Origin of the sequence: Baekduia sp. (assembly GCF_035996765.1) — a bacterium.
GTDB lineage: Bacteria > Actinomycetota > Thermoleophilia > Solirubrobacterales > Solirubrobacteraceae > Baekduia.
In genome coordinates, this window is the sequence record NZ_DASYJG010000043.1 from 50,748 (window position 1) to 65,096 (window position 14,349).

Annotated in this window: 17 protein-coding genes and 2 tRNA genes; 13 read left to right on the forward strand and 6 right to left on the reverse strand. The window is 70.3% G+C overall.

Features of this window, described 5'->3' with window-relative positions:
* Nucleotides 1-215 precede the first annotated feature (215 nt).
* Nucleotides 216-1,364, forward strand: coding sequence for a sigma-70 family RNA polymerase sigma factor (locus VGO10_RS10665; RefSeq protein WP_327468036.1), 1,149 nt, complete (start codon nt 216-218; stop codon nt 1,362-1,364).
* A 107-nt stretch (nt 1,365-1,471) separates the two neighbouring features.
* On the opposite strand, the gene VGO10_RS10670 is transcribed toward VGO10_RS10665, so the two are convergent.
* Nucleotides 1,472-2,557 carry a sigma-70 family RNA polymerase sigma factor gene (locus VGO10_RS10670; RefSeq protein ID WP_327468038.1) on the reverse strand — a complete coding sequence of 362 codons (1,086 nt, stop codon included), beginning with the start codon at nt 2,555-2,557 and terminating at the stop codon, nt 1,472-1,474.
* A gap of 65 nt (nt 2,558-2,622) precedes the next feature.
* Here VGO10_RS10670 and VGO10_RS10675 point away from each other — a divergent pair.
* From VGO10_RS10675 to VGO10_RS10690, 4 genes are all read left to right on the forward strand, one after another.
* Nucleotides 2,623-2,704 (forward strand) — tRNA-Tyr (locus tag VGO10_RS10675).
* A gap of 6 nt (nt 2,705-2,710) precedes the next feature.
* Nucleotides 2,711-3,304 carry an O-methyltransferase gene (locus tag VGO10_RS10680; protein ID WP_327468040.1) on the forward strand — a complete coding sequence of 198 codons (594 nt, stop codon included), beginning with the start codon at nt 2,711-2,713 and terminating at the stop codon, nt 3,302-3,304.
* Nucleotides 3,305-3,424: 120 nt separating this feature from the next.
* Entirely contained in the window at nt 3,425-4,414 is a 990-nt protein-coding gene (locus tag VGO10_RS10685) for a hypothetical protein (protein ID WP_327468042.1), read from the forward strand.
* 4 nt (nt 4,415-4,418) lie between these two features.
* A complete protein-coding gene (locus VGO10_RS10690) occupies nt 4,419-4,967 on the forward strand; it encodes a cupin domain-containing protein (RefSeq protein WP_327468044.1) in 549 nt (182 codons plus the stop codon).
* Between the two features lies 1 nt (nt 4,968).
* On the opposite strand, the gene VGO10_RS10695 is transcribed toward VGO10_RS10690, so the two are convergent.
* Nucleotides 4,969-5,340: a DUF202 domain-containing protein gene (locus tag VGO10_RS10695; RefSeq protein WP_327468046.1), complete on the reverse strand. Its 372-nt coding sequence runs from the start codon at nt 5,338-5,340 to the stop codon at nt 4,969-4,971.
* A 113-nt stretch (nt 5,341-5,453) separates the two neighbouring features.
* Here VGO10_RS10695 and VGO10_RS10700 point away from each other — a divergent pair, with 113 nt between their 5' ends.
* From VGO10_RS10700 to VGO10_RS10730, 7 genes are all read left to right on the forward strand, one after another.
* Nucleotides 5,454-6,071 (forward strand): FKBP-type peptidyl-prolyl cis-trans isomerase, encoded by a 618-nt coding sequence (locus VGO10_RS10700; protein ID WP_327468048.1) that lies wholly within the window; start codon nt 5,454-5,456, stop codon nt 6,069-6,071.
* Nucleotides 6,072-6,168: 97 nt separating this feature from the next.
* Complete coding sequence (locus VGO10_RS10705) at nt 6,169-6,612, forward strand: hypothetical protein (RefSeq protein WP_327468050.1); 444 nt, start codon at nt 6,169-6,171, stop codon at nt 6,610-6,612.
* Between the two features lie 64 nt (nt 6,613-6,676).
* Nucleotides 6,677-7,291, forward strand: a complete 615-nt coding sequence (locus tag VGO10_RS10710; protein WP_349258938.1) for a response regulator transcription factor — start codon at nt 6,677-6,679, stop codon at nt 7,289-7,291.
* Between the two features lie 76 nt (nt 7,292-7,367).
* Nucleotides 7,368-7,440 (forward strand) — tRNA-Thr (locus VGO10_RS10715).
* Between the two features lie 235 nt (nt 7,441-7,675).
* Complete coding sequence (locus VGO10_RS10720; RefSeq protein WP_327468054.1) at nt 7,676-9,661, forward strand: HD domain-containing phosphohydrolase; 1,986 nt, start codon at nt 7,676-7,678, stop codon at nt 9,659-9,661.
* Between the two features lie 103 nt (nt 9,662-9,764).
* Nucleotides 9,765-10,505, forward strand: coding sequence for an aquaporin Z (aqpZ, locus tag VGO10_RS10725; protein WP_327468056.1), 741 nt, complete (start codon nt 9,765-9,767; stop codon nt 10,503-10,505).
* A gap of 106 nt (nt 10,506-10,611) precedes the next feature.
* Nucleotides 10,612-11,040: a sulfocyanin-like copper-binding protein gene (locus VGO10_RS10730; protein ID WP_327468058.1), complete on the forward strand. Its 429-nt coding sequence runs from the start codon at nt 10,612-10,614 to the stop codon at nt 11,038-11,040.
* Here VGO10_RS10730 and VGO10_RS10735 read toward each other — a convergent pair.
* Genes VGO10_RS10735 through VGO10_RS10745 form a run of 3 tightly spaced genes read right to left on the reverse strand, consistent with a single transcriptional unit; the run spans nt 11,037 to nt 12,970 of the window.
* The gene (locus tag VGO10_RS10735; protein ID WP_327468060.1) at nt 11,037-11,387 is read right to left on the reverse strand and encodes a cupredoxin domain-containing protein; all 351 of its coding nucleotides are present in this window, start codon (nt 11,385-11,387) and stop codon (nt 11,037-11,039) included. The two genes, VGO10_RS10730 and VGO10_RS10735, sit on opposite strands and share 4 nt — an antisense overlap.
* Nucleotides 11,388-11,419: 32 nt before the next feature.
* Nucleotides 11,420-12,325 (reverse strand): hypothetical protein, encoded by a 906-nt coding sequence (locus VGO10_RS10740; RefSeq protein ID WP_327468062.1) that lies wholly within the window; start codon nt 12,323-12,325, stop codon nt 11,420-11,422.
* Between the two features lie 33 nt (nt 12,326-12,358).
* Nucleotides 12,359-12,970: a hypothetical protein gene (locus tag VGO10_RS10745; protein ID WP_327468064.1), complete on the reverse strand. Its 612-nt coding sequence runs from the start codon at nt 12,968-12,970 to the stop codon at nt 12,359-12,361.
* Between the two features lie 108 nt (nt 12,971-13,078).
* Here VGO10_RS10745 and VGO10_RS10750 point away from each other — a divergent pair, with 108 nt between their 5' ends.
* Nucleotides 13,079-13,909: a hypothetical protein gene (locus tag VGO10_RS10750; protein WP_327468066.1), complete on the forward strand. Its 831-nt coding sequence runs from the start codon at nt 13,079-13,081 to the stop codon at nt 13,907-13,909.
* Here the strand turns inward: VGO10_RS10750 and VGO10_RS10755 are convergent.
* Nucleotides 13,854-14,336: an SRPBCC family protein gene (locus VGO10_RS10755; RefSeq protein WP_327468067.1), complete on the reverse strand. Its 483-nt coding sequence runs from the start codon at nt 14,334-14,336 to the stop codon at nt 13,854-13,856. The two genes, VGO10_RS10750 and VGO10_RS10755, sit on opposite strands and share 56 nt — an antisense overlap.
* Between the last annotated feature and the right edge of the window lie 13 nt (nt 14,337-14,349).

The window sequence follows — 14,349 nt, forward strand, 5'->3', positions numbered from 1 at the left end:
ACTTTTTGGGATTCCCTGCTCGTCCTAACGTGTGCTAACAATCCCGACGTCGGCTACGAGTCCCTCCGTCACAGCACGAGAGGAATACGGCTCAGCCTCTTGCGGCGGTCACGTCGCACTTGCACCTCGGGGTGCGTTCCAAGAGCAGCAAAGGGAAGAGAGAGGGGTCTGGCACTGGGATGCCTGGCCCGGGAACGACGTCCACAAGGATCGGGTTGAGCACCAAGACCGACGTTCTACTCGCTGACGAGGCACCCATCACGGAGCTCGACGGGCTCCAGACGCTCATCCACGAAGGGCAAGAGCGCGGGTTTCTCACCATCGAGCAGATCACCACAACGCTCGAAGAGGTCGAGATCACCAAGGAGCAGCTGTCTGAGCTCCATGCGCATCTCGATGAGCAAGGGATCGCCATCGTCACGGCAGAAGGCAAGCCGGTCACCTCGGAGAGCGGGCGCGCCGAAGCGGCCGCTGCCGAGCGGCAATCGCCGACGCCGGCCGAGACGCGCAAGAAGCCCGAGATCGACCTCACGGTCGAGCCGAGCCTCGATTCGCTGCGCCTCTACCTGCGGTCGATCGGCCGCGTCGCGCTGCTGACGGCCGAGCAGGAGGTGTCGCTGGCCAAGCGCATCGAACGCGGCGACATGGCCGCCAAGCAGGCGATGGTCGAGGCCAACTTGCGCCTCGTCGTCTCCATCGCCAAGGGCTACCTCGGCCGTGGCCTGACGTTCCTGGACCTGATCCAGGAGGGTTCGCTGGGCCTCATCCGCGCCGTCGAGAAGTTCGACTACCGCCGCGGCTACAAGTTCTCCACGTACGCCACGTGGTGGATCCGCCAGGCCGTGACGCGTGCGATCGCCGACAAGGGCCGCACGATCCGGATCCCGGTCCACATGGTCGAGAAGCTCAACAAGGTCGTGCACGTCGAGCGCCAGCTCGTCCAGGCGCTCGGCCGTGAGCCCTCGCCGGAGGAGATCGCCTCAGAGCTCGACTGCACGCCGCGCGAGGTGCGCGACATCCTGCGGATGAGCCAGCAGCCGATCTCGCTGGAGAAGCCGATCGGCGACGAGGAGGAGTCCGAGCTGGGCGACTTCGTCGAGGATCAGACGGCCGAGTCGCCGTTTGAGCTGGCCGCCGAGAACCTGCGCAAGGAGAACGTGCATCGCGCCCTGGCGGCCCTGCCGCAGCGCGAGCGCGAGGTGATCGAGATGCGCTTCGGCCTGACCGGTGGCCGACCGCGTACCCTTGAGGAGGTCGGTCGCGCGTTCAACGTCACGCGGGAGCGGATCCGTCAGATCGAGAACCACACCTTGAAAAAGCTCGAGTCGCTCCCCGAGGCCCAGCGCCTCAGGGACGCCTCGTAGTCCGGGAGAGAATTTCCCGGAGGAGGAGAGGGGTCAGAGGGGTGCGCTGGGGAGCGCACCCCTCACTTTCCCGAGAGGCCGCGCTGGGGAGCGCGGCCTCTCACTTTTTAAGGCCCGCCCACCCCGCCCACCCGCAGCGAGGCCTGGGTCAGCGCCTGCTTGCAGCCGCCGTACTCCTGACCGTCGTCAGAGGCTCGCAGGGCGCCGACGACGGCCGCCGACGGGTAGCTGCCGTCGATCGCGCCGTCGGCGCAGTCGGCCTTCAGCTCGGTGGCGATGGCGGTGGTCGAGCCGTGGTCTGCGGGCGCGTGGGCGGTGCCGCCGCGAGCGTGAGCGCCCGTGGCCGATGTGGGGTCGGCGATCGGCGCGCCGGTCGCCTTGGCCTTGGGCGGCGGCGCGGTCGCGGTGACCGCCGGGCCGTGGTGCTGAGGATGCGGCTGATCGACCTGCGCCGGGGTGGGTGGGCCCGACATCATCGGCAGCGAGCCGGCGACGACGACCGCCGCGCAGGCGACCTTCGGCGTAGCGCCGGCGGCCAGCGGCTCCCAGGCCGAGGAGGCGCGCTCGACGATCCGACCGAGCAGCGGCAGTGGCAGCCAGGCGGCGACGCGCCGGCCGTCGCGGGCCCGCTTGAGCCCCTGGCGGGCGCGCACGAGCAGCGACTTGACGGCGGGCACGGTGGTGTCCAGCTCATCGGCGATGTCGGCGTAGCTGCGGCCCTCGAGCTCGCGGAGGACCAGCGCCGAGCGCTGCGTGGGCGGCAACTGGGAGACGTCGGAGACCAGGCCGCGGACCCCGAGCGACCGCTCGACCGCTGCCTGGGCGTCTTCGGCCGGCGGATGGACGTAGTCGACGAGCTCGATGACCGGGTGCCGGCGCCGTGATGCCGTGAGGTCCAGCGCGCAGTTGCGCGTGATGCGGTGCAGCCACCCGCCGACCGCGTCGGGCCGGCTGCCGTTGCGCAACGCGCGCACGGCACGGACCATTGCGTCCTGCACGACATCCTCGGCATCGGCCGTCCCACCAGGGACGAAGCCGTGCGCGAAGCGCACCAGCCGCCGCCGGTACCGCGCGTCCAGCGCGGCGAAGGCATCGTCGCTGCCGGCGGCGATGAGACCGACCAGCGTCTCGTCGGTCATCGCGGCCAGCGTGCTCGGTGCGAGGGCGGGCGGAGAGGCATCAATGGCGGCCATCGCCCCATAGACCGCACCTCAGGGTGAAAGGTTGCGGCGCAGGTCGCTAAACTTCGGCGCCGCTTGGCGGGATACCCGAGCGGTCAAAGGGGCCTGACTGTAAATCAGGTGGCTACGCCTTCGAAGGTTCGAATCCTTCTCCCGCCATTTTCGATGGACGCCAGTCTCCTCACGCTGCTCGGCGACCTCCATCGCGAAGGTCGCGCACACGATGCCGAGCACGAGGATCGTCTGCAGCGGCTGCGCAATCTGGAGCCCGAGACGGGCGCGCTGCTGAACCTGCTGCTGCGGACCTACGGGGTCCGGTCGGTGCTTGAGCTCGGGACCTCCAACGGCTATTCGACGATCTGGCTCGGTGAGGCGGTTGCCGCCAACGGCGGACGGCTCTCCAGCGTCGAGATGGATCCTGCGCGGGCTGCAGAGGCTGCGCGCAACCTCGCGCGGGCTGGTCTCTCGGAGGTCGTAGATCTCCACGTCTCCGATGCCGCGCTGGTGCTGGCCCAGACGCCGGCAGACAGCATCGACGTCGTCTTCCTCGACGCCGAGCGCTCCGAATACCCGGCCTACTGGGACGACCTGGTGCGGATCCTGCGCCGTCCCGGTCTGCTGGCGATCGACAACGCGGTCTCCCATCCGCACGAGCTGACCGCGTTCCGCGCGGTCGTCGACGCCGACGAGCGCGCGCTCAGCGCGGTGGATGCCACGGGCGCCGGCGTGCTCTTCGTGAGCCTTCCCGCGCCCGGATAGCGCGGTCTTTCGCAACGTCGCGGTTCGGTTTGTGTCCTGTCTGGGAACAGCGTCTTTCGCACGCCGGTCCAGACAGGGAGCTTTCAGGTGCATCACACGCGCACGCGTCGCTGCTTTGCCGTGGCAGCCACGTCCATCCTCTTCGCCCTCGCTGGCGCCAACGCCGCTGACGCGGCGACGGTCACCGTCACCGGCGATGCCGGCAACCCGGTCGGGCTCGTCCAGGGCGCCCCTGTCGCGATCCGCAACATGTCGCCAACCGTCGGCATCGGCTTCCCGACCACCGAAGGCCGCTTCAGCGCGACGGTGACCGGTCCCGACGGCGTCGCGGTCGCCTCGGCGCTGACGTGCTTTCTCAACGACAACTGGACGCGCATCACCGACTTCCGCGGCAACGGCAACTACACGGTGACGATCACCAACTACGCCAAGGCCGACACGACCTGCAAGACGCCAACCTCGACCGAGAGCTACGTCTACACGATCGGCTCCAGCGTGGCGCTGACGCCGCCGCCCGGCCCGTTCCTGATCCGCGCGGCCAACAGCTTCTCCACTAACACGCTGTCGCTGCCGGTGGGGCTGAACCCGGGGGCCAGCACCTACGACGTCCAGTACGCCCAGGGCGCGGTGCTGGCGGCCGACGGCTCGATCAGCGGTCCGTCGACGGCCGGCTACGTCAACCAGACGACCGGCACGATCGACCTGTCGCTGCGCACGCCCGGCACGTGGACCGTCGTCGCGCGCGCCAAGAACGGCGAGTACACGTCGCCGTGGAGCCCGCCGGTGACGATCACCGCGATCGTGCCGTTCGACCTCGACCTCCTCACCTTCCCGGACGCCCGCGGCCCGAGCTACCTGCTGCGCGGCACCGTGCGCGACAAGACCATCCGCGGCACCGTCTCCCTCGCGCTGGCGCGCGGCACGAAGGGCGGCAGGTACCAGTCGATCGGCAAGACCAAGATCTCGTCGAAGTCGACGTTCAGCAAGCGCTTCACCCAGCGCCGCACCGGGACCTACCGGCTGCGGGTCCACTACGCCGGCTCGGCCACGGCGCCCGCGACGTCGATCATCAGCAAGATCCGGATCACGCGCCGGCTCACCTACCGCTAGCGCCATGCGCGAGGCACGGGTGGTGCAGACCGAGACGGGCCGGCGCGTTGAGGGTGAGGGCTGGTTCGTCCTCAACGTCGCGGAGGCCGTCTGGGAGACGACCGAGCGAGGCGGGACGTGGTCGCTGCTGGAGTCCGACGAGGCTCGCTTCGAGCAGTTCGGCATCGGCGTGCACGTCCTCCCGCCGGCCGAGATGCCGGGCTTCTATCACGCCGAGAGCGACCAGGAGGGGTTCCTGGTCCTCTCAGGTGAGTGCCTGGCGATCATCGAGGGCCAGGAGCGGCGGCTGGGTCAGTGGGACTACCTGCACTGCCCGCCAGGCACGCGTCACATCACGATCGGCGTCAGCGCGGAGCCGTGCGCGATCTTGATGGTCGGCGCAAGGACGGAGGGCAAGGTCATCAACTACCCCGCCGATCCGGTGGCCACGGCCCACGGCGCGTCGGTCCGGCACGACGCCGACAACGCGCGGGACGCCTACGCCCAATGGGACGGTCCGCGCACGTTTACGCGGGTTGCTGCGCCGTGGCCGCTGGCGCCATCGACGACCTAGCCTAGGTGTCTGCGACGATCGCCACGACGGCAAGGACGCCGAGGGCGATCGCCAGCCCGCCGATGAGCCACATCGCGCGATCGTCGAGCGTCAGCCAGCGGCCGGCACGGATCGCGCGGTCCACTTCACGCCCGCGGTAAAAGCCGTAGGCGACGATCAGCACGCCGAGGAGCCCGTAGCCAACGCCGAGGACGATGAACGGCCAGGTCGTCCCCCCGTTGCGCAGATCGGGCACGACCTTGCCGACCGCGAGCGCCACGGCGGTCGCGGTCAGACCCGTTCGCAGCCAGGCCAAAACCGTGCGCTCACTGGCCAGCCAGGTGCGTCGCGTTGCGTCGCCATCCTGGTCGAAGCCGGCCGGTTCTGGACTCAACGGAGGCTCTTGAATCTCGCGTGGCTCCGGCGGCACCTGCCAAACGGTACTGGCCTCGTACACGGTTCCTGCACCTTCCCTTAAGAAAATGCGGTTAGCATGCCGCCCTTCTCATGACCAGAACCCGTTCAATCGCACTGTCCCTGAGCGTTCTGTCACTCGCCGCCGGCCTCACGGCCGGTTGTGGCGGCGGCAGCGACGATGGCTTCCGCAAGGATGGCTCCAAGATCGACGGCGACCCGGGCACGACGCTGCCGGCCTCGCTCGCGTCGACCGAGTCGACCGTGAAGACCCGCCAGCCGGGCGAGCCGCTCCCCGAGCAGAAGAACGTCACCGGGGTGAGCACCGACCTGAAGACCAAGCCCACGGCGCCGAAGGCGACCGGGGCCGCGCCGAAGGAGCTGCAGGGCTCCGACGTCGTCGTCGGCAAGGGCGCCGAGGCCAAGGAGGGTGACAAGGTCACCGTCCAGTACGTCGGCCAGCTCTTCGCCGACGGCAAGGAGTTCGACACCTCCTGGAAGAAGGGCCGCACGCCGTTTCAGTTCACGCTCGGCCAGGGCCAGGTCATCCAGGGCTGGGACCAGGGCGTCCCGGGCATGAAGGTCGGCGGCCGTCGCATCCTCGTCATCCCGGCCGACCTCGCCTATGGCGCTGCCGGTTCCCCCCCGACGATCCCGGCCAACGCGCCGCTGATCTTCGTGGTCGACCTCAAGAAGATCGCCAAGGCCTAGCCGCCTCGGTAGGTCCGTCCCGCGCGCCGCCACTGGCGCGCGGGCCGTCGCGGTGCGAGCATGGGCGCACACGCGATCAAAAAGGAGTTCCTGTCCCATGGAGTCCTCCACACCAACCCGCGTCCTCGTGGTCGCCCACCGCACGGCTGCCACCCCGGCGCTGCTCGAGGCCGTCCGCCAGCGGGCCGCTCGCGGTCCCTGTGCGTTCACGCTGCTGGTGCCCAACGTCGCTCACGGGCTGCACCGGATCGTCGACGCCGAGGACCAGGACGACGATGATGCCCAGGCCGTCCTCGCGCTGGCGCTGCCGCTGCTCGAGCAGGCCGCGGGCGCGCAGGTCGAGAGTATGGTCGGCGATCCTGAGCCGCTCAACGCCGTCCAGGACGCCGTCAACCTGCACGGCTTCGACGAGATCATCGTCTCGACGCTGCCCGCGCGCGTCTCGCGCTGGCTGCGCCTGGATCTGCCCTCAAAGATCGGCGGTCTCGGCCTGCCGGTCACAACGATCACCGCCACGGAACGCTCCGCCACACCTGCGTAGAACGAGCCTTGACTCGTCGCATTAGAATCGCCCCTTGTCGCATCAAGGGGGCGGCAGGGAGGCCATGGACAACGGCATGAGGGTCAGGGTGTATGTGGCGGACGACCATCCGGTCTTCCGGGACGGCGTCGTGCTCGCGCTCAGGCGGCGACCGGACTTCGAAGTGGTCGGCGAGGCGCAGGACGGCCGGACCGCGCTGGAGGAGATCCGGGTCCTGAAGCCCGACGTCGCGCTGCTCGACGTCAAGATGCCCGGCCTCGACGGTCACTCCGTCCTGCGCGCGGTGCAGCGCGACGACTTGCCGACGGCGGTCGTGCTGCTCTCGGCGACCGTGCTGCCGCCCGAGGCGCGCGAAGGGCTCGCCGCGGGCGCGATGGCCTACCTCTCCAAAGAGGTCAACCGCGATGCGATCTGCGACGCCGTGGCGGCCGCCGCCCGCGGCGACCGTCTGCAGGTCGACGTGGCCGAGCCCGTGTGGCAGCGGCCGTTGCTCAGCCCGCGCGAGCTCGAGGTGCTGCGGCTGACCGCCGGCGGCCAGAGCGCGCCGTCGATCGGCCGGGAGCTGCACCTCAGCCCCGAGACGGTCAAGACCCATCTCAAGAACGTCTACGAGAAGCTCGGCGTCTCTGACCGGGCCGCCGCGGTGGCCGAAGGCATGCGCCGCGGCCTCGTCGAGTAGCGGCGCCGGCGCACGTTCCCCTTAAGCCAGTTGGCTGCGGTTTTCAGAGCCAATTGGCTAGAATCAGAAATCCGCCGCCCTCCTAGCTCAGACGGTAGAGCGCTTCCATGGTAAGGAAGAGGTCATCGGTTCGATCCCGATGGAGGGCTTGTGAAGCCCCGCCTGCGGCGGGGTTTCGTCGTTCCTGGAGCCCGCGCGGCGCCTAGGCATGGTGCGAAAGAACGGAAGTGCTCCGTTTAGTGGAACGCTGGCGGGGAACCCCAATGCGCCAAGAATCGATTGATCCATCGGTCGATCCGAGAGCAAGGGGGCAGCATCGTGTCATGGCCGCTGATCGCGGAAGATCGGGCTCAACAACGCGTTGGGCGGGCCCAGGAGCAGGCCGTGGATCTGGTCGTCGACCAGGCGTGCCGGCTGCCGGGCGTCGAGGGCGCGCTGATCCTCGTCGAGGCGGGTGCCGATGCGCTGCGGGTCGTCGCCGGCGCCGGCGACGGTGCGAGCCGTCGCGGCACCGTGCTCGCGCCCGCGCGCCTTGCGGGCCTGGGCGTCGCCGCGCAGGTTGCGGTCTGCGACAGCGATGGTGAGCAACTCGGAACGCTGGCGGTCATGGGTGGCGACGCGGCAGCCGCCGGCACTGGACTCGACGACGCGGTGCACGGTCTCGCCGTCCTTGCCGGTCTGAGCTGGCGCAGCGCCGAGCGCGCTGCGGCGGCCGAGCGCCTGTTCGAGGCCGGCGTCGGCGCGCTCGCCAAACTGCTGGACCTGCGCGACGGCTACACGGGCAGCCACGCCGAGGAGGTCGTGGCGCTCTGCGAGGCGATCGCCCGCCACCTGAAGTTGCCGCCGGAAGCCTTGCGCGAGCTCGAGATGGCCGCGCGCCTGCACGACCTCGGCAAGATCGGCGTGCCCGACGTCATCCTCCACAAGCCGGGCCGCCTGACGCCGGCCGAGTGGGAGGTCATGCGCAAGCACCCCGGCTGGGGCGCCGAGGCGCTGGCCAGCGTGCCTGGCGGTGCGGCGGTCGCCGCGGCGGTTCGCGGCCATCACGAGCGCTGGGACGGTCGCGGCTACCCCGACGAGCTCGCCGGTGAGGCGATCCCCATCGCCAGCCGCATCATCGCCGTGGCCGACGCGTGGCATGCGATGACCTCCAACCGCTCCTATCGCCGCGCGCTCGATGAGGAGCATGCGCGCCAGGAGCTGGCGGACGGTGCCGGTGCGCAGTTCGACCCCGCCGTGGTCGACGCGCTGCTGGCCGTCACCGTCACCAACCGCGACCGTGCGGGGCGCTTCAGCCGCGACGGTGACGGCGCCCCGGCGCCCGCGCCCGCTTGTGCCGCGAACGCCGGCGACGAGCGGCGCCGCCGTGCTACGGCGCTCTCCTCCGCCATGGTGCGGGTTGCGCGCCTGCCGGCGCTGCGAGAGTCGCATGAGCGCCTCGAGCAGCTGCTGGCCGAGCCGTCCACCGAGGATGCGCAACTGCTCGGGGTCATCGAGTCCGACCTCGCGCTGACCGTTGCGACGGTCCGTGCGGCCAACGCGCTGAGCGTCACCGAGCGCCCGGTCACGACGATTCCCGAGGCGGTGCGCCAGCTCAGCCGCGAGCAGCTCGCAGACGTCGTCCGCGCGATGGGCTCGGTCGACTACTTCCAGCACATCGCCGGCTGGGACAAGCCGCTCGAGCATCTGCGCCTGCACGCGATGGCCACCCAGCGCGCCACCGATCTGATTGCGCGCATGCTGCACCGACCTGACCGCGACACGCTGCTGGTCGGCGCGCTGCTGCACGACATCGGCAAGCTCGTCCTCGAGCAGTCCTCGCCCGGTTATCCGCGCGCGGTGCACGGCGATGCCGACACCCCGGACGGTCGCGTCCGCGCCGAGCGCCGCGTGCTCGGCGTCGACCACGCGGTGGTCGGCGGCCTGATGCTCCGCCGCTGGGCACTGCCCGAGGAGATCGCCGAGATGGTCGAGGGCCACCATGCCGTCGATGCCGAGGGCCCGGCTGCGGTGTTGCGGCTTGCCGACATGCTCGCCCACTACGTCCATGCCCGGCCGGTCGATCCGCAGGTCATGCTCCACGGCGCGGTCGCCGCCGGCCTCTCCCCGCAGCAGCTGCGCGCGCTGATGTTCGACCTGTCGCGCACGGGTGACGCGGCCCCGCGGGCCACCGAGCCTTCGCCGCTGTCACGCGCCCAGACAGCGGTGCTGCGCGGTCTGGCCGAGGGCAAGATCTACAAGGAGATCGCCGTCGAGCTCGGGCTCTCGGCGAGCACCGTGCGCACGCATTGCCACAACGTCTACCGCAAGCTCGGCGTTGCTGACCGCTCCCAGGCGGTCCTGCACGCCTCCGCGCGCGGCTGGCTGTAGCGGCCGCGGCCGGTGCCGCTACGCCAACCAGACGCGCGCACTTGCCGATGCGGCAGGGCGGGCATAGGGTGGCGAGGTCGATCGAACCTTCGGAGGGGACGTCATGAGAAACCGGCGCATCGTTGGGGCAGAAGCACTGGGAACGTTTGTCTTGGTCTTCGGGGGTGTCGGCTCAGCGGTCATCGCCGGCAAGGTGATCGGCCCGCTGGGCGTCGCCTTCGCGTTCGGGCTCTCGCTGCTGGCCATGGCCTATGCCATCGGGCCGATCTCCGGCTGTCACATCAACCCGGCGGTGACGGTCGGGCTGCTGGTCAGCAAGCGCGTCACCGTGGCCGAGGCGATCGAGTACTGGATCGGTCAGGTGATCGGCGCGGTGGTCGCGGCCTTCGTGTTGTTCGTGGTGATCAAGTCACGCACCGGCGGCTATGACCTGTCAGACAACGGCTTCGGTGCCAACGGCTATGGCAGTCACTCGCCCGACGGCTATCCGCTCGGCGGCGCGCTGATCGTCGAGGTCGTGCTCACCGCGCTCCTGGTCTTCACCGTGCTGTCGGCCACCGACCGGATCGCCAACGTCGCGTTTGCGGGAATCCCGATCGGCCTCGTGCTGACGCTGATCCACCTCGTCGGCATCCCGGTCGACAACCTCAGCGTCAACCCGGCCCGCAGCCTCGGCCCGGCGCTGTTCGTCGGCGGCTGGGCGCTCGGGCAGCTCTGGCTCTTCATCGTCGCGCCGGTCATTGGTGCGGTCCTTGGCGCCGCGCTGCACGGCTATCTGTTTACGGGCGCAGCGCCGATTCCGGCGGAGGAGTCGGCGGTCGCCGCAGGGCCGAGTCAGGTCTGAGCCGGTTGGCAGGGACCGCGCTGACATCGGCGCGGAAGGAATCGCAGAGCGTGGAGTCTGGGGAGTGAGGCAATCGCCTCACTCCCATCGAAAGGACCCCACCACGATGATCCGCCCTCGCTCTGCTCACCTGCTGCGCCGTGGCGTCGCCGTCTCCGGCGCCGCTGCCGTCGCGGCCGCGATCCTGCTGCCCGGCGTCGCCGCCGACGCGAGCTCCTCGGTCTCGGTCAAGCTCACCGACTTCAAGGTCATCCCCTCGGCGAAGTCGGTCGGTCACGGCAAGGTGAAGTTCATCGTCGCCAACAAGGCGTCGATGGAGCATGAGCTCGTCGTGATCAAGACCTCCGAGAAGGCGGCGAAGCTGCCGGTCAGTAACGGCGAGGCCTCCGAGAAGGGCTCCGTCGGCGAGGTCGAGCTGGCCGGTCACAAGACCAAGAGCCTGACGTTGAACCTCAAGAAGGGCCACTACGCCCTGATCTGCAACGTCAAGGGCCACTACATGGGCGGCATGCACGCCGACCTGACGGTCCGCTAGCGCACGACGATCTTGCCATCCATGCCGGGGTGGATCGTGCAGTGGTACTTGAACGTGCCCGCCCGGGCAAAGCGCAAGGTGTAGGACCCGGACTTCTGCGTCTTGCTGTGCTTCGTCGCGAAGGTGACGTTGTGCGGCGTGTCGCCGTCCTTCCAGACCCACCTGACCGATCCGCCCTTGGCGATCTTGACGGTGGCCTTCTTGAAGGAGATGTCCTTGAGCGTGACGGTGGTCGTGCTTGCCGCGTGGGCGCGCGGCGGCGCGGCGGCCAGCGCCGGCGTCAGCGAGGCGACCGAGGCGCAGGCCACGAGCGTGCCGGCGGCGAGGGAAAGGCGGGAGCTCTTCATGCCCGTCCCTGCGCTGGCGGCCGCCGAACGGATCACCGTCGGGTGAAGAGGTACACGGCCGACCCGATCTCGGGCGGCAGGACCAGGCGGCCGAGCCCAGGATCGGCGACGAGGTCAAAGGCCGTCTGCTGCCGGTAGTCGTTCCAGTTGCCGGCGGCGGATTCGTCGGCGCTGGAGATCACGATGTAGGTCTTGACGCTCGGTGTCTTGAAGACCCAGCGCTCGAAGTCGTTGCCGGCCGGCGGCCAGGAGCAGAGGACGACCTCGGGTGCGCGCTCGCGCAGCGCGGTGCGTGCGTCCTGGTCGACGACGTCGGCAGCGGCTCGGCGCGTCTGCTGCCAGCTGTGGTCGTCGGTGGCGAGGACGTCGGCGCCGGCGTCGCGCAGGAAGTCCGCCAGCGTGCCGTCCCCGGCGGCGATCTCCACGCACGGGCGACCATCGATCAGCGCGACCAGCCGTGCGATCAGGGCGCTGGAGTAAAAGCAGTAGATCCCGCGCGGCTCGACCAGCGGCATCAGGTAGCGCTTCTGGCGCACGAGCGGCCAGACGGGCCGAAACCAGCGCAGCGAGACGGGCTTGCGCTCCAGGCCGCCGCCGTCAAAGAGCAGCCGCTGGGCGAGAAATCCCGAGACGAGCCCGAAGCGCAGCGTGCCGGCGCTTACGCCGGTGGCGGCCGCGACGCCCATCTGCTTGAGCGCGCCGGCGGCCAGCCGCTGGCGCGCCAGCGCGGAGACGAGCGCCTGTTCGTCGGGCACCCGCGGCGGCCGCGCCACGCTCGAGGCATAGGCCTTGATCGCTTCCACGTCGTCGCGCTCCACGACTGCGGCGAGCTCACGCTGGACCTGCTCCCACTCGCGCGGGAACCGCTCGCGGACCGCGGTCAGCGGCGGGTCGCCCTCCAGCCACGCGCGCTGGTCGGAGGGGCGACGTCGCGACATCGCCCCATCCTGACAGCCGGATGGGCGGGCGCGTCAGTAGCCCAGCGTCTTGTGCGAGATCGTCTCGCAGTTGATGATCTTGTAGCGCTTCTGGGCGCGGCGGCTGATGTAGAGGACATCCCGGCCGCCGCCGCAGTTGATGGTCCCGCGGCCGAAGTGAGCCTTGATCCAGTCGTCGCCACCGCCGGCGCTGATGACGTTGGTGCCGTGGCTGGCGAAGATGAAGTCGCGGCTGTTGCCGCCGTAGAGCCGGTCGAACTGGGTGGACGGCTGACCGGAGGGCTTGTAGTCGCCCCAGATCACGTCGCCCTGCGGGCCGGCGAAGATGGTGTCGTTGCCGTGGCCGCCGAGCAGCTCGTTGTGGCCACGCCGAGCGACGACGCCGGAGCTGTGAGCACACGAGCGGTTCTTGTGCAGACCGTCGCACGAGTAAGAGCGGTCGGTGCCGCCGAAGAGGTCGTGGCCTGGCCGCGCGTCCAGCGGACGGCTCTGGTCCTGCTTGTTCATCAGCAGGACGCCGTCGATCTTCGGCCAGCCCTCGTGGCTGGTGTTTGCCACGGCGGTGCCGGATCCGACGACGATCAGCAGCAGCGCGAGCGTCGCGGCGGGGGCCCAACGGCGGGGACGGATCGTGGACAGGCGCATGGTGGTGGGGGGCTCTCCGACGGTACGGGTGACGGCGGCCGTCCGCTACAAACGACCCATGACAACTGGATCGGGCGCGCCCCGCGGGAGCCTGAGGACAGCGCCCACTTGCGGACGGCTGTCGACGTAGTGCGCCGGATGCTGGCGGTCGTCTGCCTCGTGCTGGCCTGCATCACGCCGGCTGCGGCGCTGTCGGCATGGTGGGTCTACGGTCAGGCGACAGACACGGCGCGCTTCAGCGAGACCGCACGGCCGCTGGCCACCGATGCGACCGTGCAGGCTGCGGTCGTCGATGAGCTGCTCGCCAGGACCCGCGCGCCGGCGCGGCTGCGGCCGAGCGCCGAGGCGCTGGTGCGCACGAAGGCCTACCAGCGCAGCTGGCTGGCGATCCAGCGTTCAGCGCATGCGCGGCTGGCCGTCCGGCTGACCGGCGACGTCCGGACGCCCCTGGAGCTCGACCTCGCGCCGGTCGCCGCGATCCTGCGCGCGCGGGTCGCCGCTGCGGGCTTGGCGCCGGTGGCTAACGCGATCGCCGACCCGGCGCCGGTCGTCCTGCTCGATCGCGCCGAGGTGCGGCGCGCGCACGATGCCACCAACATCGTGCGGATCGTCCGCGGCATCGCGATTCCGCTCGCGGTCCTCGCGCTGCTCGGCGTCGTGCTGACCGCGCCGCGGATCGGCGGGGGCCTCGTCCGGGCCGGGCTCTGCCTCGGCGTCTCGACGCTCTTGGTGGTCGCCGCCGACGCGCTGGCGCGAGACGCGATCTTCGGCCCGCTGCGACGGGCGGTCTACGACGTGCTGACCGAGCCGCTCGGCGACTGGCTGATCGGCGGCGCTGCGGTCGCTGTGGCGTTCGTGCTCGCCGGCGCCGTCGTCATCGCGGTCAGCCGACCTCGTCGCGCGCCAGCACGGCCAGCCGGTCCAGCGCGCGGCGCATGAAACCGCGCCAGGCGATCTTGACGACGGGCGTCAGCAGGAGCGCCGCCGCGCGCGAGCGCGCCTGGAAGGTGTAGGTCCAGCGCACGTCGGTAGCGCCGGCGCCGGCGGCCTCGAACCACCACTGGCCGCGGCCCTCGACGGCGACGTGGCGGACCGGGCCCGAGAAGCCGTTGACGGTGTAAGCGAAGACCGCCGGCCGCGCACAGGCCGTGACGCGCTCATGGGCGGTCGAGCCGTCGGCGAGCTGCACGGTGCGCTGCGAGCCCGGCGTGTCCCACGGGCCCGACTGGTCGCGGGTGGCGACGACCGCGGGCACCGGGCCCCAGCCGGTCAGGATCCGGGGAAGCTCGATCGGGATGAACCAGTCAAAGAGCGGCTCGCGTGCGGCGTCGACCCGGACGCTGACGGTGGTGGCGACGTTGGGCATGGACCGCAGATCC

Coding starts and splice junctions, on each gene's coding strand:
- VGO10_RS10690 (WP_327468044.1), top strand. CDS start 4,419: ATGCGCGAGGCACGGGTGGTGCAGACCGAGACGGGCCGGCGCGTTGAG.
- VGO10_RS10755 (WP_327468067.1), bottom strand. CDS start 14,336: ATGCCCAACGTCGCCACCACCGTCAGCGTCCGGGTCGACGCCGCACGC.
- VGO10_RS10705 (WP_327468050.1), top strand. CDS start 6,169: ATGGAGTCCTCCACACCAACCCGCGTCCTCGTGGTCGCCCACCGCACG.
- VGO10_RS10710 (WP_349258938.1), top strand. CDS start 6,677: ATGGACAACGGCATGAGGGTCAGGGTGTATGTGGCGGACGACCATCCG.
- VGO10_RS10700 (WP_327468048.1), top strand. CDS start 5,454: ATGACCAGAACCCGTTCAATCGCACTGTCCCTGAGCGTTCTGTCACTC.
- VGO10_RS10680 (WP_327468040.1), top strand. CDS start 2,711: ATGGACGCCAGTCTCCTCACGCTGCTCGGCGACCTCCATCGCGAAGGT.
- VGO10_RS10745 (WP_327468064.1), bottom strand. CDS start 12,970: ATGCGCCTGTCCACGATCCGTCCCCGCCGTTGGGCCCCCGCCGCGACG.
- VGO10_RS10740 (WP_327468062.1), bottom strand. CDS start 12,325: ATGTCGCGACGTCGCCCCTCCGACCAGCGCGCGTGGCTGGAGGGCGAC.
- aqpZ (WP_327468056.1), top strand. CDS start 9,765: ATGAGAAACCGGCGCATCGTTGGGGCAGAAGCACTGGGAACGTTTGTC.
- VGO10_RS10730 (WP_327468058.1), top strand. CDS start 10,612: ATGATCCGCCCTCGCTCTGCTCACCTGCTGCGCCGTGGCGTCGCCGTC.
- VGO10_RS10670 (WP_327468038.1), bottom strand. CDS start 2,557: ATGGCCGCCATTGATGCCTCTCCGCCCGCCCTCGCACCGAGCACGCTG.
- VGO10_RS10735 (WP_327468060.1), bottom strand. CDS start 11,387: ATGAAGAGCTCCCGCCTTTCCCTCGCCGCCGGCACGCTCGTGGCCTGC.